22 protein-coding genes are annotated in these 24,843 nt (G+C 69.0%); 10 read left to right on the top strand and 12 right to left on the bottom strand.

The features are described from left to right. Positions 1-3: 3 nt before the first annotated feature. On the bottom strand, positions 4-1,164 hold the full coding sequence (locus tag DYE23_RS01200; RefSeq protein WP_011891427.1) for a glycosyltransferase family 4 protein: 1,161 nt from the start codon (positions 1,162-1,164) through the stop codon (positions 4-6). A gap of 38 nt (positions 1,165-1,202) precedes the next feature. Here DYE23_RS01200 and DYE23_RS01195 point away from each other — a divergent pair, with 38 nt between their 5' ends. Together DYE23_RS01195 and DYE23_RS01190 are read left to right on the top strand one after the other, a co-directional pair. Then, on the top strand, positions 1,203-1,970 hold the full coding sequence (locus DYE23_RS01195) for a class I SAM-dependent methyltransferase (RefSeq protein WP_013470425.1): 768 nt from the start codon (positions 1,203-1,205) through the stop codon (positions 1,968-1,970). A gap of 54 nt (positions 1,971-2,024) precedes the next feature. Beyond that, entirely contained in the window at positions 2,025-3,503 is a 1,479-nt protein-coding gene (locus tag DYE23_RS01190; protein WP_013470424.1) for an aldehyde dehydrogenase, read from the top strand. A gap of 86 nt (positions 3,504-3,589) precedes the next feature. Here the strand turns inward: DYE23_RS01190 and DYE23_RS01185 are convergent, their stop codons facing one another. The 5 genes from DYE23_RS01185 to DYE23_RS01165 all read right to left on the bottom strand — a co-directional run bounded on the left by DYE23_RS01185 (position 3,590) and on the right by DYE23_RS01165 (position 8,269). Continuing rightward, complete coding sequence (locus DYE23_RS01185; protein ID WP_115326270.1) at positions 3,590-3,988, bottom strand: YybH family protein; 399 nt, start codon at positions 3,986-3,988, stop codon at positions 3,590-3,592. Positions 3,989-4,032: 44 nt separating this feature from the next. Continuing rightward, a complete protein-coding gene (locus DYE23_RS01180) occupies positions 4,033-5,868 on the bottom strand; it encodes an acyl-CoA dehydrogenase (protein ID WP_115326269.1) in 1,836 nt (611 codons plus the stop codon). Between the two features lie 68 nt (positions 5,869-5,936). Beyond that, on the bottom strand, positions 5,937-6,458 hold the full coding sequence (locus tag DYE23_RS01175) for a dihydrofolate reductase family protein (protein WP_011891432.1): 522 nt from the start codon (positions 6,456-6,458) through the stop codon (positions 5,937-5,939). Continuing rightward, the gene (locus DYE23_RS01170) at positions 6,459-7,382 is read right to left on the bottom strand and encodes a helix-turn-helix domain-containing protein (protein WP_013470422.1); all 924 of its coding nucleotides are present in this window, start codon (positions 7,380-7,382) and stop codon (positions 6,459-6,461) included. Between the two features lie 59 nt (positions 7,383-7,441). After that, positions 7,442-8,269 carry an arylamine N-acetyltransferase family protein gene (locus DYE23_RS01165; RefSeq protein ID WP_013470421.1) on the bottom strand — a complete coding sequence of 276 codons (828 nt, stop codon included), beginning with the start codon at positions 8,267-8,269 and terminating at the stop codon, positions 7,442-7,444. A 413-nt stretch (positions 8,270-8,682) separates the two neighbouring features. Between DYE23_RS01165 and DYE23_RS01160 the strand changes: the two genes are divergently transcribed. The 3 genes from DYE23_RS01160 to DYE23_RS01150 are packed head-to-tail and all read left to right on the top strand — an operon-like array spanning position 8,683 to position 12,325. Next, positions 8,683-9,426 carry a 1-acyl-sn-glycerol-3-phosphate acyltransferase gene (locus tag DYE23_RS01160; protein WP_255207097.1) on the top strand — a complete coding sequence of 248 codons (744 nt, stop codon included), beginning with the start codon at positions 8,683-8,685 and terminating at the stop codon, positions 9,424-9,426. A gap of 3 nt (positions 9,427-9,429) precedes the next feature. Then, entirely contained in the window at positions 9,430-11,064 is a 1,635-nt protein-coding gene (fadD12, locus tag DYE23_RS01155) for an acyl-CoA ligase FadD12 (protein WP_013470420.1), read from the top strand. Then, a complete protein-coding gene (locus DYE23_RS01150) occupies positions 11,057-12,325 on the top strand; it encodes an alpha/beta hydrolase (protein WP_115326268.1) in 1,269 nt (422 codons plus the stop codon). The genes fadD12 and DYE23_RS01150 overlap by 8 nt, the downstream gene beginning before the upstream one ends. Here DYE23_RS01150 and DYE23_RS01145 read toward each other — a convergent pair whose 3' ends face one another. After that, positions 12,326-12,856 carry a TetR/AcrR family transcriptional regulator gene (locus DYE23_RS01145; RefSeq protein WP_115328829.1) on the bottom strand — a complete coding sequence of 177 codons (531 nt, stop codon included), beginning with the start codon at positions 12,854-12,856 and terminating at the stop codon, positions 12,326-12,328. It abuts the gene before it with no gap. Between the two features lie 98 nt (positions 12,857-12,954). Between DYE23_RS01145 and DYE23_RS01140 the strand changes: the two genes are divergently transcribed. Continuing rightward, the gene (locus DYE23_RS01140; RefSeq protein WP_011891439.1) at positions 12,955-13,263 is read left to right on the top strand and encodes a hypothetical protein; all 309 of its coding nucleotides are present in this window, start codon (positions 12,955-12,957) and stop codon (positions 13,261-13,263) included. A gap of 68 nt (positions 13,264-13,331) precedes the next feature. On the opposite strand, the gene DYE23_RS01135 is transcribed toward DYE23_RS01140, so the two are convergent. Together DYE23_RS01135 and DYE23_RS01125 are read right to left on the bottom strand one after the other, a co-directional pair. Then, positions 13,332-14,750 carry a WS/DGAT/MGAT family O-acyltransferase gene (locus DYE23_RS01135; RefSeq protein ID WP_013470418.1) on the bottom strand — a complete coding sequence of 473 codons (1,419 nt, stop codon included), beginning with the start codon at positions 14,748-14,750 and terminating at the stop codon, positions 13,332-13,334. A 124-nt stretch (positions 14,751-14,874) separates the two neighbouring features. Next, positions 14,875-16,104: an alpha/beta hydrolase gene (locus tag DYE23_RS01125; protein WP_115326267.1), complete on the bottom strand. Its 1,230-nt coding sequence runs from the start codon at positions 16,102-16,104 to the stop codon at positions 14,875-14,877. 183 nt (positions 16,105-16,287) lie between these two features. Here DYE23_RS01125 and DYE23_RS01120 point away from each other — a divergent pair, with 183 nt between their 5' ends. Beyond that, the gene (locus tag DYE23_RS01120; RefSeq protein WP_115326266.1) at positions 16,288-18,495 is read left to right on the top strand and encodes an acyl-CoA dehydrogenase family protein; all 2,208 of its coding nucleotides are present in this window, start codon (positions 16,288-16,290) and stop codon (positions 18,493-18,495) included. Positions 18,496-18,528: 33 nt separating this feature from the next. Then, positions 18,529-19,434 (top strand): alpha/beta hydrolase, encoded by a 906-nt coding sequence (locus tag DYE23_RS01115; protein ID WP_115326265.1) that lies wholly within the window; start codon positions 18,529-18,531, stop codon positions 19,432-19,434. Here the strand turns inward: DYE23_RS01115 and DYE23_RS01110 are convergent. The 3 genes from DYE23_RS01110 to DYE23_RS01100 are packed head-to-tail and all read right to left on the bottom strand — an operon-like array spanning position 19,431 to position 22,863. Next, the gene (locus DYE23_RS01110) at positions 19,431-20,705 is read right to left on the bottom strand and encodes an amidohydrolase family protein (protein WP_115326264.1); all 1,275 of its coding nucleotides are present in this window, start codon (positions 20,703-20,705) and stop codon (positions 19,431-19,433) included. The two genes, DYE23_RS01115 and DYE23_RS01110, sit on opposite strands and share 4 nt — an antisense overlap. Next, positions 20,699-21,793: a CoA transferase gene (locus tag DYE23_RS01105; RefSeq protein WP_115326263.1), complete on the bottom strand. Its 1,095-nt coding sequence runs from the start codon at positions 21,791-21,793 to the stop codon at positions 20,699-20,701. Before DYE23_RS01105 ends, DYE23_RS01110 begins: the two co-directional genes overlap by 7 nt. A gap of 41 nt (positions 21,794-21,834) precedes the next feature. Beyond that, complete coding sequence (locus tag DYE23_RS01100) at positions 21,835-22,863, bottom strand: MaoC family dehydratase (protein WP_115326262.1); 1,029 nt, start codon at positions 22,861-22,863, stop codon at positions 21,835-21,837. Between the two features lie 84 nt (positions 22,864-22,947). Here DYE23_RS01100 and DYE23_RS01095 point away from each other — a divergent pair, with 84 nt between their 5' ends. Together DYE23_RS01095 and DYE23_RS01090 are read left to right on the top strand one after the other, a co-directional pair. Next, positions 22,948-24,075, top strand: coding sequence for an acyl-CoA dehydrogenase family protein (locus DYE23_RS01095; protein ID WP_276051619.1), 1,128 nt, complete (start codon positions 22,948-22,950; stop codon positions 24,073-24,075). Next, positions 24,075-24,797, top strand: a complete 723-nt coding sequence (locus tag DYE23_RS01090; protein WP_115326260.1) for a GntR family transcriptional regulator — start codon at positions 24,075-24,077, stop codon at positions 24,795-24,797. The genes DYE23_RS01095 and DYE23_RS01090 overlap by 1 nt, the downstream gene beginning before the upstream one ends. The last annotated feature ends 46 nt before the right edge of the window (positions 24,798-24,843 follow it).

Below are 24,843 nucleotides of genomic sequence, written 5' to 3'. Positions count from 1 at the left end.
GGATCACAGGACGCCGCTGGTCATCCGCCCCGCGTGGACCGACTCGAGCACCGTGCGCATCGCATCGGCGCTCTCCTTCCACGAGAACTCGCCGCTGCGCACCTGCGCCTTCGCGCCGAGCTGTTCGCGCAGGACGTCGTCGGTCAACAGGCGTTCCAGCGCATCGGCCAGATCGGCGGGGCCGTCGACCAGCACGCCGGTCACACCGTCGACGATCGAGTCCGTCAGACCTCCCGAGGACCGGTACCCGATGGTCGGCACCGCGTGCTGCGCGGCCTCCACGACGGCGAGGCCCCAGCCTTCCTTGCGCGACGGCAGGACGTGCACCCAGCTACGTTGCAGCACAACATGTTTGGTCGCATCATCGACATGGCCGTGGAATGTGACGGCGTCCGAGATGCCCAGCCGGTGCGCGTACTCGACCAGCTTCTGCGACCACCAGCCGTCACCCAGCACGTCGAGGTGCACGTCGGCGATCCTGCCGCGCAGCGCGGCGATGACGTCGAGGGCGTCCTCGATCTGCTTGTGCGGCACCAGCCGTGACAGCACGACGACCCTCGGGGTCGCCGACCTCGGCACGGTCAGCGATTCCCCGGGGGCGGCGTCGACGCCGTTGCGCACGACCGCGACGTGGTCGGCGGGGACACCGAGCACCGCGAGGTCGCGCGCCGACGGCAGCGACACCGTCACGTACTGGTTGCGCCGGTAGAGCCGCGGCGCGAGGCGGGACTCGACGAACCACCCGATGCGGCTCATCACCGGGCCGGCGACCGGCCACTGCTCGCGGTGGCAGTGGTGCACCAGCACGACGGCGCGTCGGCCGTGTACGAGCCGGGACAGGAACGGCAGCCCGTTCTGGGTGTCGACCACCACGTCCGGACGCACCCGGCGCAGCGGGCCGAGCCCGAGCCTGGCCGCGGCCATCGCCAGACCGGCCCACACGTACACGGTGTATGAGCCGCCCCGCCGCTGGACGTGCACTCCGTCGACGACCTCGTCGCGCGCGGCACCCGGGTAGCGCGCGGTGCGCAGCGTCACCTCGGTGCCCGACGCCGCGAGCTGTGCGCCGATGCGCTGCAGGTAGGTCTCGCTGCCGCCACCCTGGGGGTGACCGGTGTCGCGCCAGCACAGCAGCAGCACCGAGCGCAGGGGCAGGTCAGACATCCGTGCCAGCCTAACTGGACGATCAGTAGGGTGTCCGGGTGGCCGCTACCGATCTCCTGGCCGGTCGCGCGACGCTGTCACGGTCGCTACGGCTGCTCTCGGCGTTCCGGTCCGAGCAGACCGACCCGGACCGCTTCTACGGCGCGCTGGCGTTAGACACCGTCGCGATGGTCGACGACCTGTGGCGGGCGGCCACCGGCACGTCGACACGGAATCTGACGGTGCTCGACGTCGGCGGCGGACCGGGCTACTTCGCGAGCGCGTTCACCGAGGCCGGCCTGCACTATGTCGGTGTCGAGCCCGACCCCGGGGAGATGCACGCCGCGGCGCCGCGCACCCACAGTCGCGCCGGATCATTCGTCCGGGCGTCGGGGACCGCGCTGCCGTTCGCCGACGGCAGCGTCGACATCTGCCTGTCGTCGAACGTCGCCGAACACGTCGCACAGCCGTGGCGGCTCGGCGAGGAGATGCTGCGGGTGACCCGGCCCGGCGGGCTCGCGGTGCTGTCCTACACGGTGTGGCTGGGGCCGTTCGGCGGCCACGAGATGGGCCTGTCGCACTACCTCGGCGGCTACCGGGCCGCCGAACGCTACACGCGCAGACACGGCCACCGGCCCAAGAACGACTACGGATCGTCGTTGTTCGCGGTGTCGGCGGCCGACGGGTTGCGCTGGGCCCGCAGCACCGGCGCGCTGGCCGCCGCATTTCCCCGCTACCACCCGCGATGGGCGTGGGGTCTGACGCGGGTGCCCGGGGTCCGGGAATTTCTGGTGAGCAACCTGGTGCTGGTGTTGCGCCCGACTTGACGGCTGTCTTGCAACAGGTTCTCGTTTGGGCCCGCGGTCGGTAGTGTGACGTACATGACGCAAAGCACTGCCTTCAGAACCGAATGGGACAAGTTGTTCATCGGCGGCAAGTGGGTCGAGCCGGCCTCCTCGGAGGTGATCGAGGTGCGCTCCCCCGCCACCGGTGACGTGGTCGGCAAGGTGCCGCTGGCCTCGGCCGCCGACGTCGACGCCGCGTGCGCCGCCGCCCGCGAGGCCTTCGACAACGGCCCGTGGCCGCAGATGTCGCCGACCGAGCGCGCCGAGGTGCTGGGCCGCGCCGTGAAGCTCATGGAGGAGCGCGCCGACGAGCTGAAGTTCCTGCTGGCCGCCGAGACGGGGCAGCCGCCGACGATCGTCGACATGATGCAGTACGGCGCCGCGATGTCGTCGTTCCAGTTCTACGCCGGCGCCGCCGACAAGTTCACCTGGCAGGACATCCGCGACGGCGTGTACGGCCAGACCCTGGTCGTGCGTGAGCCGGTCGGCGTGGTCGGCGCTGTCACCGCGTGGAACGTGCCGTTCTTCCTCGCCGCGAACAAGCTCGGCCCAGCGCTGCTGGCCGGCTGCACGGTGGTGCTGAAGCCTGCTGCCGAGACCCCGCTGTCGGTCTTCGCGATGGCCGAGATGTTCGTCGAGGCCGGCCTGCCCGAGGGCGTGCTGTCGATCGTGCCCGGCGGTCCGGAGACCGGTCAGGCGCTGACCGCCAACCCGAACCTGGACAAGTACACGTTCACCGGGTCCTCGGGTGTGGGCAAGGAGATCGCGAAGATCGCCGCCGACAAGCTCAAGCCGTGCACCCTGGAGCTCGGCGGCAAGTCCGCCGCGATCATCCTCGAGGACGCCGACCTGGACTCGACGTTGCCGATGCTGGTGTTCTCGGGCCTGATGAACTCGGGCCAGGCGTGTGTCGGGCAGACCCGCATCCTGGCGCCGCGTTCGCGCTACGACGAGGTCATAGAGAAACTCGGGGAAGCTGTCCGCAATATGGCCCCGGGCCTGCCGGACAACCCCGCCGCGATGATCGGCCCGCTGATCAGCGAGAAGCAGCGCGACCGCGTCGAGGGTTACATCAAGAAGGGCATCGAGGAGGGCGCGCGCGTCGTCACCGGTGGTGGCCGCCCCGAAGGCCTGGACAGCGGCTGGTTCGTCGAGCCGACCGTCTTCGCCGACGTCGACAACTCGATGACCATCGCGCAGGAGGAGATCTTCGGACCCGTCCTGTCGGTGATCCCCTACGAGGACGAGGACGACGCGGTCCGTATCGCCAACGACTCGGTCTACGGGCTGGCCGGTTCGGTGTACACCACCGACAACGACCGGGCGCTCAAGATCGCGCGGCGTATCCGCACCGGCACCTACGCGGTGAACATGTACGCGTTCGATCCGTGTGCCCCGTTCGGCGGTTACAAGAACTCGGGCATCGGCCGGGAGAACGGCTGGGAGGGCATCGAGGCCTACTGCGAGCAGAAGAGCATCCTGCTGCCGTTCGGGTACACCCCGCCGGCTTCCTGACGCCAGAAGACGCGGGTCGCCGAATGCACGAAATATGCCGTGAAATCACCGAAAAACGGTCATAAAGCGTGCGTTCGGCGCACTGCTCAGCCCTTGATCGGGAACGAGTGGTGCTCGTGGGTGATGAGCCACCGGCCGTCGACCTTGCGCAGTCCCATCGTGATCCGCAGGCGGACGTCGGGTTCGGCCTCGAAGTCCTCCGGCCGACCGCACCGCAGCAGCGCGTAGGCGAACCCCGCGGTCTCCCCGGCGACGACGTCGAGCTCGACGAGCTCGAACTGCGCCCCACCGGCGAGGAAGTCGAAGAACGGCGGCCAGGAGTCGCGGTAGGCGTCCATACCCCGGATCCCGTCGTAGGGCGGGGGTACGTCGAACATCACGAGATCGTCGGTGTGGGCGGCGAGCACGCCGTCGAGGTCGCGCGCACGGATCGCCTCGACCCATCGCTCGACGGTGTCCCGGATCTGACGCTGGTCATCGCTCATGTGTGTACCGACCGGCGCCGCGCCCGGAACTCATCGAGCACCGGTCAAAACGCGGCCTCGGGCAGGTCCATCGCCGTCAGGTCCACCGCCTGCAGGATCGCGCGCTGGGCGCTCAATCGCGGAAGTACGTTGCGGGCGAAGAACTTCCCGGTCGCGACCTTGCCGGTATAGAACGCGCGGTCCCGCTCGGAGACGGTGCCGTCGAGGGCGTTGAGCGCGATCTCGGCCTGCTGCAGCAACAGCCAGGCGAGCAGCAGGTCGCCGACCGACAGCAGGAACGGAACCGATTCCAGCCCAAGGCGATACAGTTCGCGCGGGTTCTCCTGCGAGTCGACGAGGAACTTCGTCATCGCCGCGACCATCTCCTGCACATCGCCGACGGCGGTGTCCAGCAGTGCCCGCTCCGTCGCCAGTTCCGGGCGGGCCGCGGCGTCGTCGAGGAACCGCCTCATGTGGCTCACCACGTGCAGCAGGGCGCCGCCCTGGTCCCTGGCGATCTTGCGGAAGAAGAAGTCCTGCGCCTGGATCGCGGTGGTGCCCTCATAGAGCGAATCAATCTTGGCGTCGCGGATGTACTGCTCGACCGGATAGTCCTGCAGGAAGCCCGATCCGCCGAACGTCTGCAGCGACTCGGTCAGACACTGGTAGGCGCGTTCGGAGCCGACGCCCTTCACGATGGGAAGCAGCAGATCGTTGACCCGTCCTGCCATCGCGGCGTCCGCACCGGACACGATGTCGGCGACGGTCGTGTCCTGGTGCGCGGCGGTGTACAGATACAGCGCGCGCAGCCCCTCGGCGTAGGCCTTCTGCGTCATCAGGGCCCGGCGCACGTCGGGGTGGTGCATGATCGTCACGCGCGGCGCCGTCTTGTCGGTCATCTGGATCATGTCGGCGCCCTGGATGCGGGTCTTGGCGTACGCCAGCGCATTGAGGTAGCCCGTCGACAGCGTCGCGATCGCCTTGGTGCCCACCATCATTCGCGCGTACTCGATCACCTTGAACATCTGGGCGATGCCGCTGTGGGTGTCGTTGACGAGCCATCCGACGGCGGGCACGCCGTGCTGGCCGAACGTCAGCTCGCACGTCGCCGACGCCTTGAGCCCCATCTTGTGCTCGAGGCCGGTGACGAACACGCCGTTGCGCTCCCCGAGATCACCGGTCTGCGGGTCGAAGTGGAACTTCGGCACGATGAACAGCGACAGCCCCTTGGTACCGGGACCGGCGCCCTCGGGCCGGGCAAGGACGACGTGCACGATGTTCTCGAACAGGTCGTCGGCGTCGCCGTTGGTGATGAAGCGCTTCACGCCGTCCAGGTGCCAGGTGCCGTCGGGCTGCTGGACGGCCTTGGTCCGGCCGGCGCCGACGTCCGAGCCGGCGTCGGGCTCGGTCAGCACCATGGTGGCGCCCCAGGCGCGCTCGATCATCAGCCCGGCCCAGTGCCGTTGCTGCTCGTTGCCGATCGCGTGCAGGATGTGGGCCATCTTCGGGCCCGCGGCGTACATGAAGGCGGCCGGCTGCGCCCCCAGCGCGAGCTCGTTGATCGCCCACTCCAGCATCGACGGCGCGGGGACGCCGCCGATCTCCTCGGCCATGCCGACGCGGAACCACTCGCCGTCATACCAGGCCCGGAACGACTTCTTGAACGGCTCCGGGATGCTGACGACGTGGGTGGCGGGGTCGAAGCTCGGCGGCCGGCGGTCGGTTTCGGAGAAAGCCTCGGCGACCGGCCCCTCGGCCAGCTCGACGGCCTGGGCGAGCATGTCGCGCGCGGACTGGAGGTCGAGGTCACCGAAATCGCCGGTGGCGAGCGCCTTCTCGAGGGCGAGCACCTCGAACAGGTTGAACTCCAGGTCGCGGACGTTGCTCTTGTAGTGACCCATGCTGCATCCTCCGGTTCCGGCCGCCCGATCGGGTTTGCCGTCAGCCTACGTCCGCAGCCGGGAGGCGCCTAAACGCGACGCCAGTGCGCGCAGACGAAGTCGGCGTTGGCGGCGCAGGTCTGCAGCGTCCACTCCGAGCGCATCGGGAGCACCGGGGATCCGGCGCCCAGCGTGCACGGCGCGTAGGACACGATCATCTCGTCGATCAGGCCCGCGGCGGCGAACTGTCTCGCGAGGTCGCCGCCGCCCACCACCCAGACGTTCCGGCCGGCTGCGGCGTCGAGAAGGGTCGGGTGCAGGTCGACGACGTCACCGGCGAACGTGCGGACCGGGTGGTCGGCGGCGACGATGTCGGGGCGGTGGGTCACCACCCACGACGGCTGGGTGTACATCCACTCCCCGGGGTGGTTTCGCAGGATCCACTCGTAGGTGTCGGCGCCCATGACCAGCGAGCCGATGTCGGCCATGAACGGTTCGATCCCGAACGGGCCGTCGGCGTCGATCGCGCGACTGGTCAGCCAGTCCAGGCTGCCGTGGTCGTCGACGATGTAGCCGTCGAGACTCGATGCGGTGTAGTAGATCGTGCTCATCTAGCGGCCTCTCATCCAGTCGAGGGGGTCTCCGAGTCCCGTCGGTACGCCGTGCCCGGCGAGCATGGCGCGGACGAGTTCGCGGCGGTGCGCCGAGTAGGTCAACACGTGCGCGACGATGCCGTAGAGCTGAAACGACTCGGGCGGATCGCACAGCGCGTCGATCACGGTGTCCCCGAGACGGCCCGCCGCCGCGTATTCGGAAATCATTGCGCGCCAACGTTTTGCGATGTCGTCGTGGTGCGCGGCCAGGGTTCGCGCGTCGACGAGGTCGGGCTGCGTCGCGGCCCTGGACGGGAAGTCCTCACCCGCGATGGTCGCCAGCCAGACCTCCTTGTTCCACACGAGCGCACCCAGTACCGCCCCGACGCTGGGTTCGGGGCCGTCCCATTCCAGCACCGTCTGGCCGGGTGCGACCTCGGCCGTCCACTGCGCCCGGGTCAGTTCCGCGGCCCGGGTGAGCAGGTAGGTGGTGTCGTCGATGTCGTGGGCGATCATCAGGGCCGCGATGTCGGGGACGCCGGGATCGTCGCTGCGATCGCTGTCCAGCCACAGCGACTGCGGCGGATGGAAGTGCAGTCCGTTGGGGCTGGGCAGTCGGAAGTGCACGTCGACGGCCTGCGACGGCGGCACCCCGTAGGTGCGCCGGAAGGCACGCGAGAACACCTCGGGCGACGACCATCCCTCGTCCGCGGCGACCGCGGAGACCGGCTCGCCGTGCTGCAGCCGCCACGCGGCGCGTTCGAGCATCACCCGCCGCCGCAACGCCGCCGGCGCTTCTCCGGTGAGACGCCGGACTTCCCGGGAGAAGTGGAACTCCGAGGCGTAGGTGCTGCGGGCCATGTCCCCGACGCCGCTGTTGCCGGCATCGGTCACGGCGTCGAGCAACTCACGCAGCCGGTCTCGTCTGGCGGGATCGTTCACGGTGTCCGAGTATCGTCGGCCGCCGCCGTCAGGGACATGACAATTCCTGCTGTGCCGGTTCAGGTGTCGAGGACGGCGGTGATGCGCGACGCCACGTCGGCACGGTTTCCGAGATCGTCCAGGTCGATCCCGAATCGCGTCGCAAGCAACTCCATCACCTCGGCCGCGGTGTCCAGGCGGGTCTTCTCCGTGCCGCCCGCGCGGTGCACGGCGAGATGCCTGCCGCGCAGGTTCCAGCGGGCGTCGTCGGTGACCAGCGCGGCGGTGAGCCCGGTGACGAAGCCCGACCGCGGGAACGTCGACACGTACCAGCTGCCCACCTCGAGGTCGATCCGCGGGCGGGGGGCCGGGTCGAGCAGGTACAGCGGCTGCCAGACATCGCGGATCAAGGCCTGCAGCTGCATCCCGTGGGCGTGGTCGAGCAGCCGGTAGGGCTCGTGCCGGGTCTGGGCGACGACGCCGGTCTGCAACCGGATCGGCGACGTCAGTGTCTGGCCGCCGAATCCGACGTCGACGAGCCAGGGCCCGTCGCCGTCCGGCAGCGTCACCGCCAGCACCTGATGGGTCTGGGCGGGGAGGGCGTCACCTTCGTGCATCCAGACGACGCGGCCGACGAGACGTTCCACCGCGTAGCCGAGATCTTCGAGGACGTAGCCGAGCAATCCGTTGTGTTCGTAGCAGTAGCCGCCGCGGCGCCGACCGATGAGCTTGTCCGACAACGCTTCTGCCGACAGATCGACCACCGGGACCCCCATCAGCGGATCGAGGTTCTCGAACGGGATGGCGGCATTGTGGGCGGCGACGATGCGCCGCAGGGTGTCGACGGTCGCGGCAGCGGGACCGGAGAACCCGATACGGGAGAGATACGCGTCGGACAGACGGGACATGTCGACATCATGTGACCTCAACGGAGGTTCAGGTCAAGCAGACCGGCCCGAAAAGCACTATGGCGGAATCCCCCGACCGGGTCCCGCCATAGTGCCTCCCGAACCTATAACGCGGAGTACCGCGTCCGCCGGACTTTGGCTGTGTCGCCCTGGCCACCTGTCGCAGACTTCGGCCTGATCAAGATCAAGGTTGCGATCTGGCCGACGACCTTGACGGCCGCTCCGCGGTACTGAATTCTTCGGTCACGTGATGCTGATCTCAGCGCGATGGCTGTCTGTGAGCAGCGGGTAGACTAGCAAAACTAGAACACGTTCCAGTCCGACACCGTCGTCATCAAGGGGGCCGCGTGGGTGCGTCCGACAAGATCCCGTCCGAGATCACCAAGTGGGATCCCGCGCTCACCGAACGGGTGATGGGGCTCCTCAAGCCGTTCCTGAAGGGATGGCACCGCGCCGAGGTCCGCGGCCTCGACGACTTCCCCGCCGGCGGCGCCTTGGTCGTGTCGAATCACTCCGGCGGGCTGTTTCCGATGGACGTACCGGTCTTCGCCAGCGGTTTCTACGACAAGTTCGGCTTCGACCGTCCCGTCTACACGCTGAGCCACGACATGCTGATGGTCGGTCCGACCGGCGCGTTCTTCAAGAAGACGGGCTTCATCCCGGCCAACCACAAGAACGCCGACGAGGCACTGCGCTCCGGCGGCGTCGTCGTCGTCTTCCCCGGCGGTGACTACGACGTCTACCGACCCTCGCTGGCGGCAAACAAGATCGACTTCGGCGGCCGCACCGGGTACGTCCGCGCCGCACTGAACGCCGGCGTGCCGATCGTGCCGACGGTGGGCATCGGCGGCCAGGAGAGCCAGCTGTTCCTGGCACGGGGCACCGACCTGGCCAAGGCGCTCGGCCCGATCGCGAAACTGGCCCGAACCAAGATCATCCCGGTGTCGTTCGGGTTCCCGTTCGGCCTGTCGGTGGTCCTGCCGCTCAACGTGCCGCTGCCCGCCAAGATCACGATGAAGGCCCTGCCGCCGATCGACATCGTCGAGGAGTTCGGTGAGGACCCCGACATCGACGAGGTCGACGCCCACGTACGGCGGGTCATGCAACGCGCGCTCGACGAACTGGCCCAAGAGCGCAAGCTCCCGATCCTGGGCTGAGCGATGGGCATCACCGACCCCGTGACCAACGCCCTCGGCCTGATCTCGACGATGATGCGCGCCGGCGTGATCGCGCCGATGCGTCCCGACAAGTACATGCGCATCGTCGGCGCGATGCAGCGGGAGAACATGGCCATCACGTCGGGCTTCGCCGCCGCCGCCCAGCGCTGCCCCGACCGGGCGGGCCTGGTCGACGAACTCGGCATCCTGACGTGGCGCCAGATCGACCAGCGGGCCGATGCCCTCGCCGCGGCGCTGCAGGCACTTCCGGAAGGGCAGCCCGAGGTGATCGGGCTGATGGCACGCAACCACCGCGGGTTCGTCGACTCCCTGATCGCGGCCAACCGGATCGGCGCGGACGTGCTGCTGCTCAACACGTCGTTCGCGGGCCCCGCCCTGGCCGAGGTGCTGCAGCGCGAAGGTGAAGGACGCGCCGTCGCCGTGATCTACGACGAGGAATTCACCGAGACCGTCGACCGCGCGGTGGCCGACCGCCCCGAGACAACCCGCATCCTCGCCTGGACCGACAGCGACACCGACGCGCTGACCGTCGAGGGCCTTATCGCCGAGCACGGCGGGCAGGAACCGGTGCGGTCGGTGGAAAAGGCGCGGGTAATCCTGCTGACGTCGGGCACCACCGGAACCCCCAAGGGCGCCAAGCACTCCGGCGGCGACCCCGGAGTCCTGAAATCGATCCTCGACCGCACCCCGTGGCGCGCCGAGCAGCCCGTGGTGATCGTCGCGCCGATGTTCCACGCCTGGGGCTTCTCGCAACTGGCCTTCGCGGCGTCGATGTCCTGCACGATCATCACCCGCCGCAAGTTCCACCCCGAGGCGACGCTGGAGTTGGTCGACAAGTTCCGCGCGACCGGGTTGTGCGTGGTGCCCGTGATGTTCGACCGCATCATGGAGCTGCCCGAGGAGGTCCTCGACAAGTACAGCGGACGCTCCCTGCGGTTCGCCGCGGCGTCGGGCTCCCGGATGCGCCCCGATATCGTCATCAAGTTCATGGACCGTTTCGGCGACGTGATCTACAACAACTACAACGCCACCGAGGCCGGCATGATCGCCACCGCGACGCCCCGAGATCTACGGGCCGCGCCGGACACCGCGGGCCGCCCGGCCGAGGGCACCGAGATCAAGATCCTCGACTCCGAGTTCAACGAGGTCCCCACCGGTGAGACCGGGGGCATCTGGGTGCGTAACTCGACGCAGTTCGACGGCTACACCTCAGGGTCGACCAAAGACTTCCATGACGGCTTCATGTCCTCGGGCGACGTCGGATACCTCGATGAGGAGGGCCGGCTGTTCGTGGTCGGCCGCGACGACGAGATGATCGTCTCGGGCGGTGAGAACGTCTACCCGATCGAGGTCGAGAAGACGTTGACGTCCCACCCCGACGTCGCCGAGGCAACCGTGCTGGGCGTCGACGACGAGAAGTTCGGACAGCGACTGGCGGCCTTCGTGGTTTTGAACCCCGGCGCGGCGGCTACCCCGGAGGCGCTGAAGCAGCATGTCCGCGACAACCTCGCGAACTACAAAGTTCCCAGGGAGATCACGGTGCTCGACGAGTTACCGCGCAGCATCACCGGCAAGATCTCGCGCAAGGACCTGAAGGATCGTCTCGATAATGCCTAAACCCAGGCCCCTCCTCCGTGCGGCCGCGGAGTTGCTCAACGCCGCCAACGGTGTGCAGCCACTGGCCCGCGACGGGTACCCGACGATCCCCGTCTTCGCGTTCGGATGGCCGACCTCCGAACTCTCCCCGCTCTACATGGCCGGTTCGATGGCCGACGCGGTGCGCCGCGGCATCCGCGGTGACTTCCGCGGGCCGCGCGGACGGATCGCGTTGGGTCTCACGGCTGTGGCGTGGGCGCTGCTGTATCTCATCCACCGCCGCAACGTCGCGTCGCAGCCCCACTTCGAGGAGCCCCTGCGCGACGTCCTCGGCGACGACTACCAGGAGATCGCGGAGAAGGCGAAGTCGTCGCGGCGCCGCTACTTCGGGGTCTTCCCCAACGAGGTCATCCGGCGGCGCTACGTCGAGAAGGCGGGCACCGTGCAGTACGGCCCGCTGCGGGTCAACCGAGCCGACATCTGGCGGCGCCCCGATCTGCCACGCGACGGTAAAGCGCCTGTGCTGCTTCAGGTTCCGGGTGGTGCATGGGCGATCGGCATGCGTAAGCCGCAGAGCTATCCGTTGATGAGCCACCTCGCCGACCACGGCTGGATCTGTGTGTCGATCGACTACCGCGTCAGCCCGCGTAACACCTGGCCCGACCACATCGTCGATGTCAAGCGCGCGCTGGCCTGGATCAAGGAGCACATCGCCGAATACGGCGGTGACCCCGATTTCGTCGCGATCACCGGTGGCTCGGCCGGTGGGCACCTGTCGTCGCTGGCCGCGCTGACCGCCGACGATCCGCAGTTCCAACCCGGCTTCGAGGACGCCGACATCTCGGTGGTCGCCGCCGTCCCCGTCTACGGCCGCTACGACTGGGTCTCGGCACAGGGCAGCGGCCGTAGGGAGTTCCTCGCCTTCCTGCAGAAGTTCGTCGTCAAGAAGCCCGTCACGCGGAACCGTCAGGTGTATGTCGACGCATCGCCCACCCACCGGCTGCGCGCCGACGCGCCGCCGTTCTTCATCCTGCACGGACAGGACGACTCGATCATCCCCGTTCCCGAGGGTCGCGAGTTCGCCGAAGCGCTCAAAGAGGTGTCGACCTCACCGGTCGTCTACGCCGAGATCCCTTACGCCCAGCACGCGTTCGACTTCTATTACGGCTCACCGCGGGCCCACTACACCGCCCAGGCCATCGAGACGTTCCTGTCCTGGGTGATGGCGACCCGCAGGTCGGAGTCGGCGGACCGACCGACCAGCCCGGTGCGCGCCAGCTGATCAGCGGCTCGGCAGTACGCGTTCGACCGCGTCGGCCATCCTGGCGTTCCAGCCGTCGTCGACCGACCCAGTGCGTGCCAGCTCGGCGACGTAGCCGCCGACGATCAGGTCGATGACCGTTTCTCCGGTCGCGACGTCGACGTCGAGTGCGTCGATCGCATGCCGGCGGTACGCGCCGAGGATCGCGCGGAACGCATCGCTGAATTCGGGGTCGTCATCGGTGAGCAGCGCAGCGAACCCGCCGGCGCCGATACCGCGGGCGATCACGTCCACCGACTGGGTGATGACCCAGTTCAGCCGCTCGTGGCGGGTCGCGGCCGCGGGTACCGACGGCCGCTCCCCGAGTGTCTCCAGCGCGGCGGCGAGCAGAGTGCGCCTGTTGGGGTGCCGCCGGTAGATCGTGGTCTTGGCGATGCCCGTCGCATCGACGACGGCCTGCATGGTCACCGCTTTCGGCCCCCGCGCGCGCAACAGTTCCAGCGCCGCATCGAGAATGCGTGCGCCGACGTCGTCACCGCTGTTCGCCGCCATCGACACTCCTCACCGGCCCGTGCACATCCGACCCGTTCACGCTACACTGGGCGTATCGCTACGCTACGCGTAGCGTATTGAGACAGGAGATGGTGGATATGCGAAGTAAGTCGTTCAACAAGGCCCCCCTGCCGATATTCGGCTACCTGCTGACGCTGGTCGGCTTCGTCTTCCTGGGAAGCTTCACCGCCGCACTGGCATTGGGCAGCACTCTGGCGGGATTCTTCGGCATCGCGATGGTCGCCAGCTACGCGCTAGCGGTGTTGTGTTTCGTGCTCCGCTCGCGCCAGATGGCCGCCGCGGATCCCGACGCCGACATCGTTCTCGGTTTCGACCCCATCCGGGGCGACACCGACCGCAGCGCCGCCGAGCGCTATCTCGCCCGCTACCGCAGCAACGCCGCGTGACCCCGTCCGCCGAAATTGCATTCCAGCAGAAGAAGTGCGAGTGACGCCCTGGTGGAATGCAATTTCGGCTAGTTCGGGAGGGCGGTCTCGACGACCGTCAGCTCCTCGGAAAGCCCTGCGGCGCGACGGATCTCGACGAAATCGTCGAGCATCGCCGATGTCAGCTCGTGCGGGTCTTCCAGCGTCTTGCCGTCGGTGAGCACCGAGATGTTGAGCTGGTCGACGTAGCTCCACACCGTGATGTTGATGCCGCTGCCGACGGTCAACGGGCCGACCGAATAGATTTCGGTGACCAGCGCCCCGCCGACACGGGCCCGCTCGCGGGGGCCCGGAACGTTCGAGATCGGCAGGTTCATCACCTTGTTCTGGCCGTCCTTGGTACCGAGCCAACGGAACAGCGCTTCGGCGGGAGCGGGCGGCAGGTACGCCGACCACTGACTGACCAGCTCCGGTCCGAGCAGATTGTTGCTCTCCTTGCCGGCCACCGCGGCGTCGTGGGCGGCGCGAACCCGCTCCACCGGATCGTCGAGCTCCACGGGGATGCTGACCAGTACTCCGGTGAAATAGTTGCCCGAGATCCGGTCGCGGGAGAAGTCGAAGCTCACCGGCACCGAGGCGAGCAAGGGATGGTCGGCCTGACCGTCGTAGCGCAGCAACAACTTTCGTAGCGCACCGGCCGACATGGCCAGCACCATGTCGTTGATGGTGGCGCCCAGGTGCTTGCCGGTCTGCTTGACGTCGTCGAGCGCCAGGGTCGCCGTCGCGAACTTGCGGGTCGCATCGATCTGATGGTTCATGAACGACGGCGGCGGGGTGAACGGACGGGTCAGCTCCGGCGACAGCTTCTGTCCGCTGCTGCGGACCCGGCGCATTCCGGCCGCCGTGTAGCGCACGACGTCCGGGAATCGCCGGATCTGGCGCAGGTGGTCGGTGAACGCGGTGCGGACCAGCTCACCCTTGCTCGGCGCGGGATCCGTTGCGTACGAGTCACGGTCGACCTGCGGTCCGTCCTGCAGATCCATACCGCGTGCGAGCAGGTTCGCCGACGCGACGCCGTCGGCGAGCGCGTGGTGGATCTTGCCGAGGACTGCGATCCGGCCGTCGGCGAGACCCTCGATCAAGTACATCTCCCACAGCGGCCTGCTGCGGTCCAGCGGAGTGCTCGCGATGCGCCCGACGGCCTCGTCGAGTTCGCGCCGTCCGCCCGGGGCGTCCACCCGGACCGACCGGACGTGGTAGTCGAGGTCGACCTCGGCGTTCTCGCGCCACATCGGGTGGTGGAACTTGAACGGGATGTCGACGAGCTCATAGCGGAACGGATCGAGCTTGTAGAGCCGGCCGTGGATCACCTTGCGGAGTTCCTCGACACCGAACTTCGCGCCGCCGAGATCGTCGAGTTCGATCACCGCCAGCTTGAGCGTGTGCATGTGGACGCTGGGGGTTTCGCTGTACAGCAGCACAGCGTCCCATCCACGAAGCCTCTTCACCGTGCCACCTTCCCACGCCCGCCGGCTCCTCGCGCAAGCGCTCGTCGGCGCCCGCCGGCTCCTCGCGCAAGCGCTCGTCGGCGCCCGCCGGCTCCTCGCGCAAGCGCTCGTCGGCCGAAGGTGACTATATAACCTCTTTCGCTCCGACCAGGCTGCGGTTTCGGTGAATGTGGTTGAGGAACAAGCCGATTGCCGTCGCGGCCGCTCCGGTGCGCGCGCCGTCGGTCATGTCGAAACCGTGGCCTGCACCCGGCAGCTCCACATACCCGACCACCGAGCGCGACACGTTGCGCAGACGCTCGACGAAGCTCTGTGCCTGGGCGACCGGGATGACGCTGTCGCCGGTCCCATGGATCACCAGGAACGGTGGCGCCTCGGAGTGGATCCGCGCCATCGGCGAGGCCTTGCGGAACACGTCGGGATGCTTGTCGAACTTGCGCTTGACGACCACGCGCTCGAGGAAGTCCATGAACCGGACCCGCTCGACCGTCGACTTGTCCTCCCAGTCGTAGCGTCCGTAGATGCCGACCACGGCGTCGACCGAGGTGTCGGAGCCCTCGGGCAGTTCGCCCTGCATCTCCGGATCGTTGGCGGTCAGACCGGCGAGTGCGGCGAGATGGCCGCCGGCCGAGGTGCCTGCGATCGCGACGAAGTCGCGGTTCCCACCGAACTTGTCGACGTTGGCGCGGGCCCACGCGATCGCGGTCTTCACGTCGTTGATGTGTGCCGGCCACGGGTTGTGCGGGGCGACGCGGTACTCCACCGACAGACAAACCCAGCCCATCTCGGCCAGGTGGTGCATGAGGGCATAGCCCTGCAGCATCCGGCCGCCGTGCACCCACGCGCCGCCGGGCACGAAGATCATCACCGGCGCATCGGCGGGGACGTCGTCGCGACGCCACACGTCGAGCAGTTGGGTCGGCCGCGGGCCGTACCGCACCGATGTGCGGTGCACATGCCGGCGGTGTTCGCGCATCTTCCACACCGGCGGGGTCCGCTCGGCGGCGGGCCACTCGATCTCGAGGTCCTTCTGGGACACCAGGCCGCGCAGGGCGGCCTGGGTGATCGCGTTGGTGCTGTCGCGTTCCTGTTGCTGCTTTTCCTTCTTGCCCGCATCGTTGGGCGCGACCAGCGACTTCGCGAGCGCACCGACGAAGTCCGGCGCGTGCCGCGCGCCCCAGACCCCGGCCGCGGTCAACGCGCCCAGTGGCTCAAGGTGTTTGCCGATCACCGGCAACGATGCCGAAGCGACGCTCAGCGCCAGCATGTAATCGGATGGACCCGCGTTCAGCAACCATTCCAAGCGGGTGGTCAATGTGGGACCGGGATACCTGGTATCCGGACGTGCCGTCATGGGCGCGAGCCTACCCCCGTGACGCACGTCTCAAACGACAATCCGATCGAAGTTGTCTACTGATGTTCAGATGTGGTCAATTTGTGATCGGCATCACAGCCGATCCAGGCGTTTTCGCACTTCGCTAACGTCGATTTTCGACCGCCAACACGCCGATCCTCCGCCGACACCGCCGAGACACCGATGAAGAGGTCCATTTCCGTGAGCAAGACCGCGAGCGCGTCCAAACTAGCCATCACCGATGACCACCAGGACCTCGCTGCGGCGGTGAGCGGCCAGCTGGATCGGCTGAAAGCGCTGGTCCTGGCCCGAGCGACCCTCGATGCGGCCGACACCGACGGTGCGTCGAACCCGAGCGACCTGTGGTCGGCGGCCACGGGTCTCGGCTGGACCGGATTGGCTCTCGCCGAGGACGTCGGCGGGTCGGGCTTCGGCCTGGCCGAGCTGGCCGTCGTCGTCGAGTGCCTCGGCCACCAGCTCGCCCCCGGCCCGTTCCTTACCAGCGTGTCGGCGGCGGTGGTCATCGACCGGTGTGCGCCCGACTCCGTCCGCGCCGAACTGCTGCCGGGATCGGCGTCGGGAGACACCGTCGCGGCCCTCGGAATCTCCGGCACGGTCGCCGTCGGCGCCGACAACACCGCCACCGGAGAATGCGCCACCGTTCTCGGCGCGCCCGACGCCTCGCTGTTGGTTCTGGTCGCCGGCGACGACGTCGTGATCGTCGACGCCGGCGACGACGGTGTCACCGTCACCCGACTGGACTGCCTCGACACCACCCGCAGCATCGGCTCGGTGACCCTCGACGGCGTCGCCGTTCCCGCAGACCGCATCCTGCGCGGTGCCGCCCGCGACGCGCGCACCGTGTTCCGGACCCTCACGGCGGCCGAGGCCGTCGGCGTCAGTTGGGCCGCGCTGGACATGGCCGTCGAGTACGCCAAGGTCCGCGAGCAGTTCGGCCGCACCATCGGCACCTTTCAGGCGGTCAAACACCACGCCGCCAACATGCTCGTCAGCGCGGAGACCGCGACGGCCGCGGTGTGGGACGCCGCGCGCGCCGATGATCTCGATAGCGCCTGGTTCGCGGCGGCGGTGGCCGCAGCGCTCGCGATCAAGGCCCAGGTCTTCAACGCGCAGAACAACATTCAACTCCACGGCGGCATCGGGTTCACGTGGGAGCACGACGCCCACCTCTATCTCCGCCGCGCGCGCACGCTGGCGGCGCTGATGGCCGACGGTGTCGACCCGCTGATCGACATCGTCGACGGCCAGCGCACCGGTCGCGCCCACGGCGCGTCGTTCACCCTGCCGCCCGAGGCCGACGAGTACCGCAGCCAGGCGCGCGAGGCCGCCGAAGCGGTCCGGCGACTGCCCGCCGAGCAGCAGCGCGACTATCTGGTCGACTCCGGATACCTCGTCCCGCACTGGCCGAAGCCGTGGGGACGGGCAGCCGACGTGCTGGAACAGCTCGTCATCGAGGAGGAGTTTGCCGCGATCGAGCGCGCCGACATGGGCATCACCGGGTGGGTCGCGCTCACCATCGCCCAGGCCGGCACCGATGAGCAGCGCGAACGCTGGGTCGAACCGGTGCTGCGGGGCCAGGTGATGTGGTGCCAGCTGTTCTCCGAGCCGGGCGCGGGCTCCGATGCCGCCGCGGTGCGCACGTCGGCGAAGAAAGTCGACGGCGGCTGGCGGGTCACCGGCCAGAAGGTCTGGACCAGCCTCGCGCACATGTGCCAGTGGGGTCTGGCCACCGTGCGCACCGACCCCGACGCCGCCAAACACGCGGGCGTGACGATGATGGCGATCGACATGAACGCCGACGGCGTGACGGTCAACCCGCTGCGCGGCCTCACCGGCGACTCCCACTTCAACGAGGTGTTCTTCGACGACGTGTTCGTGCCCGACGCGGATGTCGTCGGCGACGTCAACAAGGGCTGGCTGGTCGCGCGGGCCACGCTGGGCAACGAGCGAGTGTCGATCGGCGGCGGATCCGGCGGCGTCACCGGCACCACCCCCGAGCACCTGATCAAGCTGCTCGACAGCTCCCCCGACAATGCCCCGATGTTCGTGCGGCGGGCCGGCGAGGTGATCGCCGAGATCCATTCGCTGCGACTGCTGAACCTGCGCCGCGCGACCCGCGCCATCTCCGGAGCCGAGCCCGGTCCGGAGGGCAACGTGACGAAGCTGGTGGTCGCCGAGTCGGGCCAGCATCTCACCGAGCTCGCGTTCGATCTGGCGGGCACCGCCGCGGTCGTCGAGAAGATGCCCCAGCTGACGCGCAGCTACCTGGGCAATCGCGCGATGACGATCGCGGGCGGCACGTCCGAGATCACCCGCAACACGATCGCCGAACGCATCCTCGGTCTGCCACGGGATCCGCTGCTTCGCTGACGCAGCAGGTCGCCGTCCACGCATACTGACCGGATGCACGGCATCGACTTCCATCCCGAGCTCCGGCGCCACGCCCGGATGCTGCCCCGACAGGTGGTCACACCCGTCACCCTGCCGCTGATCCGCCGGGCGTCGCGCCTGATGTGGCGGCGGGCCCCCGCACCCGACGTCGAAGTGCTCACCCTGGAGTCGGGCGTCGGTGTCCGGCTGTTCCGCCCGGCGGGTGTCACCCGTCCCGGCCCGGCGCTGCTGTGGATCCACGGCGGCGGCTACGTCCTGGGGGACGCGGCCCAGGACGACGTCCTGTGCCGGCGCTTCGCCCACGAACTCGGTGCGACGGTCGCCTCCGTCGATTATCGCCTGGCCCCTGACTTCCCGTATCCGGTTCCGGTGGAGGACTGCTACGCGGCGTTGACGTGGCTGGCGGCCCTGCCCGCGGTAGATCCCTCCCGCGTCGCGATCGGCGGCGCCAGCGCCGGTGGGGGCCTGGCCGCCGCACTGGCGTTCGTCACCCGGGATCGCGGCGAGATCACTCTGGCCGCACAGCTTCTCGTCTATCCGATGATCGACGACCGCACGGTGCTGCGCACCGGTCTGGACAATCCCGGCCACCGGTTGTGGAACCAGGCGAGCAACCGGTTCGGTTGGCAGGCCTATCTCGGCGACGCCGACCGCGACGTGGCGGTGCCCGCGCGCCGCGAGGATCTGGCCGGTCTCCCGCCCGCGTGGATCGGCGTCGGTACCCTCGATCTGTTCCACGACGAGGACCTCGCCTACGCCGAGCGGTTGCGTGCCGCGGGCGTGCCCTGCGAGGTGGAGGTGGTCAAGGGCGCGTTCCACGGTTTCGACGGGATCGCGCCCAAAGCCGAAGTGTCGCAGTCGTTCTTCAGAAGTCAGTGCGCGCTGCTGCGCGGCGCGTTCGAGCCGGCCGCCGCCTAGCGTTCGTAGACGACACGGCCCGCGATCACCGTCGCGGCCACCGCTGCCGCGTCGAGTTCGGCCAGCGCCTGCGGTGGAGGCGCCGCCAGGATGCACAGATCACCCGGTGCACCGGGCACGACGGCGCCCGGGTGTCCGGCGCGGTTACCGGTGAACATCGCCAATGCCGTTGCCGCCGTGATCCTCTCGCTCGGACCGAGAACCGTTCCCGACGGCGTGCGGCGATGCACCGCGGCGCGCATCGCCGCCCACGGGTCGCTGTGGCCGAACGGCGCATCCGTCGACAATGCCACGGGCACACCGGCTTCCAGCAGGGAGCCGACCCGCCACAGCTCGTGGTGTTCGTGTTCGGGAACATCGACGAGGTACTGGTCGCCGCGTTCGGCGACGAAGTTCGGCTGGGTCACCACGGTGACGCCGCTGTCGGCGAGGTCGGTCACGCTGCCGTCGGGGACCACGGCGGCGTGCTCGATGCGATCGAGGGGATGCCGACCGGCGCTGCGCAACGCGATCAGGGTCACCACCAACTGCGCGGCGGTGACGCAGTGCAACGCCACCGGGACACCCACCGAGTGGGTATGCCGGATCCAGCTGGTGAGCGCGTCGAGGTCGAGCTCGTCATCGTGCAGGATGCGTTTGCCCGGCGCCAGCGCGCGCACCGTCTGCGGCATCCGGCGCTGCAGCTCGGTGATGTCGCCCGCGCCGAGATCCGGTGTGGCGTCGGTGACCCCGGTGATCCCGTACCGGCTCAGCGTCGCGCCGAGCCCTTCGAGGTCCGGTTCGGTGGCGGGGAGCGTCCAGCTCGGGTCGGCGCTGCGCAGCACCCCGTCCGGGTGGTCGTGCTTGCCGACGCGGGCCAGCCCCGCAGTGTTGAGCGTCCACTGCACGCCGCTGCGATGCTGGATACGGACCGGCACTTCGGGAGCGATCGCGTCGAGCAGGTCGCGGGTCAGCGGCCCCGCGACCGAGTCGTGATACCCCACGGCCCGGATCCAGCCGTCCTGATCGGGCACAGCGGCCGCGAGAACCCTTGCCAGAGCTGCCCTGTCGCGAACCTCGTCCGGTCCGACGCGCAGCGACCGCAATGCCGCAGCCGCCGCGCGCAGGTGGAGGTGGTGGTCGTTCAGTCCGGGCAGCACCGTACCGCCGGCGGCGTCGAACTCATCCTCGCCCGGGGCTGCGGTCACGTCGTCGGCGACCTCGGTGACCGTGTCACCGACGCGGATGTCGGTCCTGGTGCCGTCGATCAGGACCGCGTTGCGGATCAGCACGGCAGCGTCGCCCGGTCCGCCACCAGCCGGTCGACGGCGGCATTGTCAGCGCCCAGCGCCGGTCCCCGTGGCGCCGCCACCGGTGTTGCCACACAGGGTTTTTCGTCGCCGCGCGGCAGCTGTGCGTACTCCGCGGCAACGCCCGCCATCGACAGCTCGATCAGTTCCCCGCCCCCGCGACGGCGCGACGCCAGCACTTCGGCGGCCGCGCGGATACCGGTCAGCGGGTCGGCGATCGCGTCCCCGCAGAACCGCGGGTCCGCCGGGGAACCCGACACCAGCCCGCCCGACACGGCGGCGTCATCGCCGAACGCCACCCAGTCGGCGCGGGCGCCGTCGGTGCCGTGACCGGTGATCCGCACCCAGACCCGCCCCGCGGGGCCCGCGACATCCGTCGGCCCGAGTCCGCGCCGCTGCAGCGCGGCAGGCCGCGACGACTCGATCACCACGTCCGCCGCGCCGAGCAGTCGACGCAGGCCCGGATCCTCCAGATCCGCTGCGTACGAGAGCTTCCCGGAGTTCATCCAGTCGAAGAACGCCGCAGAGCCCTGCCGTGTGCCGTCCGGGCGGGTGCGCGTCTCCACCTTGACGACCGTCGCGCCCGCGTCGCTCAGCAGCCGTCCGCACAGCGGACCGGCCCACATCGAGGACAGGTCGGCCACCAGGAGACCGTTCAGATCACCAAATGCTTTGCGTTCGCCATTGCGGCACAACGCCGTTGGCACTTCGGTTGCCTCGCCGAGCACACCCACCGGCAATCCCAGCAGCCGCGCGCGTTCGGCGAACACCCACACCCCGGTCTCGGCGATCACCCGGCCGATCGCCGACCACATGTCGTCGGGTAGGTCATCGGCGCCGAGCAGGGCGGGCACGGCGTCGACGTCGTCAGGCCGTGACAGCGTCAGCGCGCACCAGCCGTCGGGACCCGCGAGCAACCGCGTCGCCCCGCCCGCCGAGATCCGGCCATCGGGCGCCAGCCCGAGCAGCGCCGCGCGGCCGCCGATCAACACCTCGGCGTCGGCGCGCAGGTCACCGAGCGCGGCCTGCGCGCGCGCCAGTACCGCGACGGGGACACGCACGGGGCTCACGCCTCCATTGTGGGTGACGCGGAATCGGGGGTGACGCCGAATCAGAACAGCAGGCCGGTGAACCGCCAGTCGAGAACCCGCCGATCCTCGCTGTCGTCGGATGCGGCGAAAACGGTCGAGCGCAGCGCCACCGTCCCGCCGCGCCCGTCCGGGCGGGGCTGGGCGGCCTCGACGCGCAGTTCGCTGTAGAGGGTGTCCCCCTCGTGCACCGGGCCGGTGTGATCGCAGGACTTCCAGCCCAGCACGGTCACCAGGTTCGGCAGCAGCCGCGATGCCTGCGCCAGGGCCAGACCGATGGTGTGTCCGCCGTACACCAGCCGCTTGCCGGCGACACGCGAATCATGGTGGGTCGCTGCGATGTTCAGTGACAGTCGGGCCAGCTCGGGTGCGCTGCTGACGACGTCGGCGGTGCTGCGCAGCACGGTGCCGGCCAGTGCCGGGTCGAAGTGCGGGCCGGGCACACGGTCGCGGAAGGCCGCATCGTCCCAGTCCCGGGTCGGATCGACGGGTCTTGTGCCACTCGCGGCGTCACTTCCCCCGGCCCCGACCGTCGACAGATCGTCGTCGTGGCCGGTCTGCACGTCGTCGGAGCTCAGCGGCAGCATCGCGCACCGGTAGAAGTCGAGCACCAGCCTGCCGATGCCGTCGATGGTGGTCATCCTCAGTGCGGCCAGGCCGGTGGTGGCGCGGCCCGGCTTCGCCGAATTCTGTTTCAGGCCCACCACTTCGGTGCGGGTGTAGATGCTGTCGCCGAGCACCGGGTACCGGTGGAATGTCAGACCGCGGTAGAAGAGGTTTGCCTTGACCCGCTGGGTCACCAGCGTCGACTGCCCGATCGCGACGTCGCACACCAGCGCGGGGTGCGCGAGTGCCGCGGTGGACCCCGTGACGGCCGAAGACAGGTCGGCATCCAGCGGCAGCCGCAGCCGGTCACCGAGGATTGCCTGGTGCGTTGCGGCCACCCCCGGCGTCAACGTCATCGACGGCGCGGCGTCGAAAACCTGGCCCACCGACAGGTCGTCGAAGAAGGGACCGCCCGGTATTTGGCCGTACAAAGTCACGGCTGGCATGCTGGCACCAGGTGCGATGCGATGTCAATATGGCCGTACATATAGGAGGACGCCGTGGTCGACGGGTTGAGCAGCGAAGAGGCCATGCTGGTCCAGACGGTGCGCGCGTTCATCGACCGCGATGTGAAGCCGACGGTGCGCGACGTCGAGCACGCCAACACCTATCCCGAGGCGTGGATCGACCAGATGAAGCAGATCGGCATCTACGGCCTCGCGGTGCCGGAGTCCTACGGCGGCACTCCGGTGTCGACCCGCTGCTACGTGCTGGTCACCCAGGAGTTGGCGCGGGGTTGGATGAGCCTGGCCGGTGCGATGGGTGGGCACACCGTGGTCGCGAAACTGCTGACGCTGTTCGGCACCGAGGAGCAGAAGCAGCGCCATCTGCCCGCGATGGCGACCGGCGAGATCCGCGCGACCATGGCGCTGACCGAACCCGGCGGCGGATCCGATCTGCAGGCGATGGGAACCGTCGCCCGGCGAGACGGTGACGACCTGGTGCTGAGCGGCACGAAGACGTGGATCTCGAACGCCCGCCGCTCCGGCCTGATCGCGCTGCTGTGCAAGACCGATCCCGACGCGACGCCGAAGCACTCGGGTATCTCGGTGGTCCTGGTCGACAACCCCACACCGGGGCTCACGGTGTCACGCGACCTGCCCAAGCTCGGCTACAAGGGGGTCGAGTCCTGCGAGCTCGCGTTCGACGCCTGCCGGGTCCCGGCCTCGGCGATCCTCGGCGGGACCCCGGGCAAGGGCTTCTCGCAGATGATGAAAGGCCTTGAGACGGGCCGTATCCAGGTCGCCTCGCGTGCGCTGGGGGTGGCGTCGGCCGCACTCGAAGACGCGTTGGCCTACGCACAGGACCGCGAGAGCTTCGGCCGGCCCATCTGGAAGCACCAGGCGGTCGGCCACTACCTGGCGGACATGGCCACCAAGCTCACCGCGGCCCGGCAGCTGACGTTGTATGCGGCCGACCGTTACGACAGCGGTGAGCGCGCCGACATGGAAGCCGGTATGGCCAAGCTGTTCGCGTCGGAGGTCGCGATGGAGATCGCTTTGAATGCCGTGCGCATCCACGGCGGGTACGGCTACTCGACGGAGTACGACGTCGAGCGGTACTTCCGCGACGCGCCGCTGATGATCGTCGGAGAGGGCACCAACGAGATCCAGCGCAACGTGATCACCGGACAGTTGGTGGCCCGGGGCGGTATCTGATGCCGCCGGCGTATCAGGTTCTGCGGGAACGGCTTCGCGACGAGATCGCCGCAGGCTGCTACCCCGACGGGACACGGCTGCCGACCGAGTCGGAGCTGGTGGCCCGGTTCGGGCTGTCCCGCCAGACGGTGCGGCGGGCCTTCCAGGATCTGGTCGCCGAGGGTGCGGTGTACCGGGTGCCGGGCCGCGGCAGCTACGCCGGTGACCGCGGCCGTCGGTACCTGCGCCAGTTGGGATCGATCGAGGATCTGCTGAGCCTGTCGGAGGACACCACGATGGAGGTCCTCGACGGACTGCGCCGCCGGGTCGACATCGATGCGGCGAGCCGGCTGCGCCTCGACGGCGACGTCGTCTACACCGTGGTGTTCCGCCGGCTGCACGACGGAATCGCATTCGGGCACACCATGGTGCACCTTCCCCCCGCGGTGGCCGCGCCGGTGCTGGCGTCGCCGCACCTGATGACCGGTGCGGTCAGCACCCACACCGTCATCGGCCTGCTCGAGCCGCACCTCGAGCGGCCCATCGACGAGGCGGCGCAGTCCATCACGGTCGTGTCCGCAGACGAGGCGGCCGCCGCGGCGGTGCACTGCGCACCCGGGCATCCGATGCTGCGCGTGGACCGGTTGTACGCCGACGTCGACGGTCGTCCGGTCGAGTTGGCCGTCAGCCAGTTCCTGCCCGAGCAGTACACCTACCGGGTGACGCTGCGGCGGTCCGGTTAGCCGACGCAGCACCCAGCTCCGCGGCCGCGCGTGTTTGCACATCAAT

The organism is Mycolicibacterium gilvum (assembly GCF_900454025.1).
GTDB lineage: Bacteria > Actinomycetota > Actinomycetes > Mycobacteriales > Mycobacteriaceae > Mycobacterium > Mycobacterium gilvum.
This window is presented reverse-complemented; position numbering and strand designations above follow the sequence as displayed.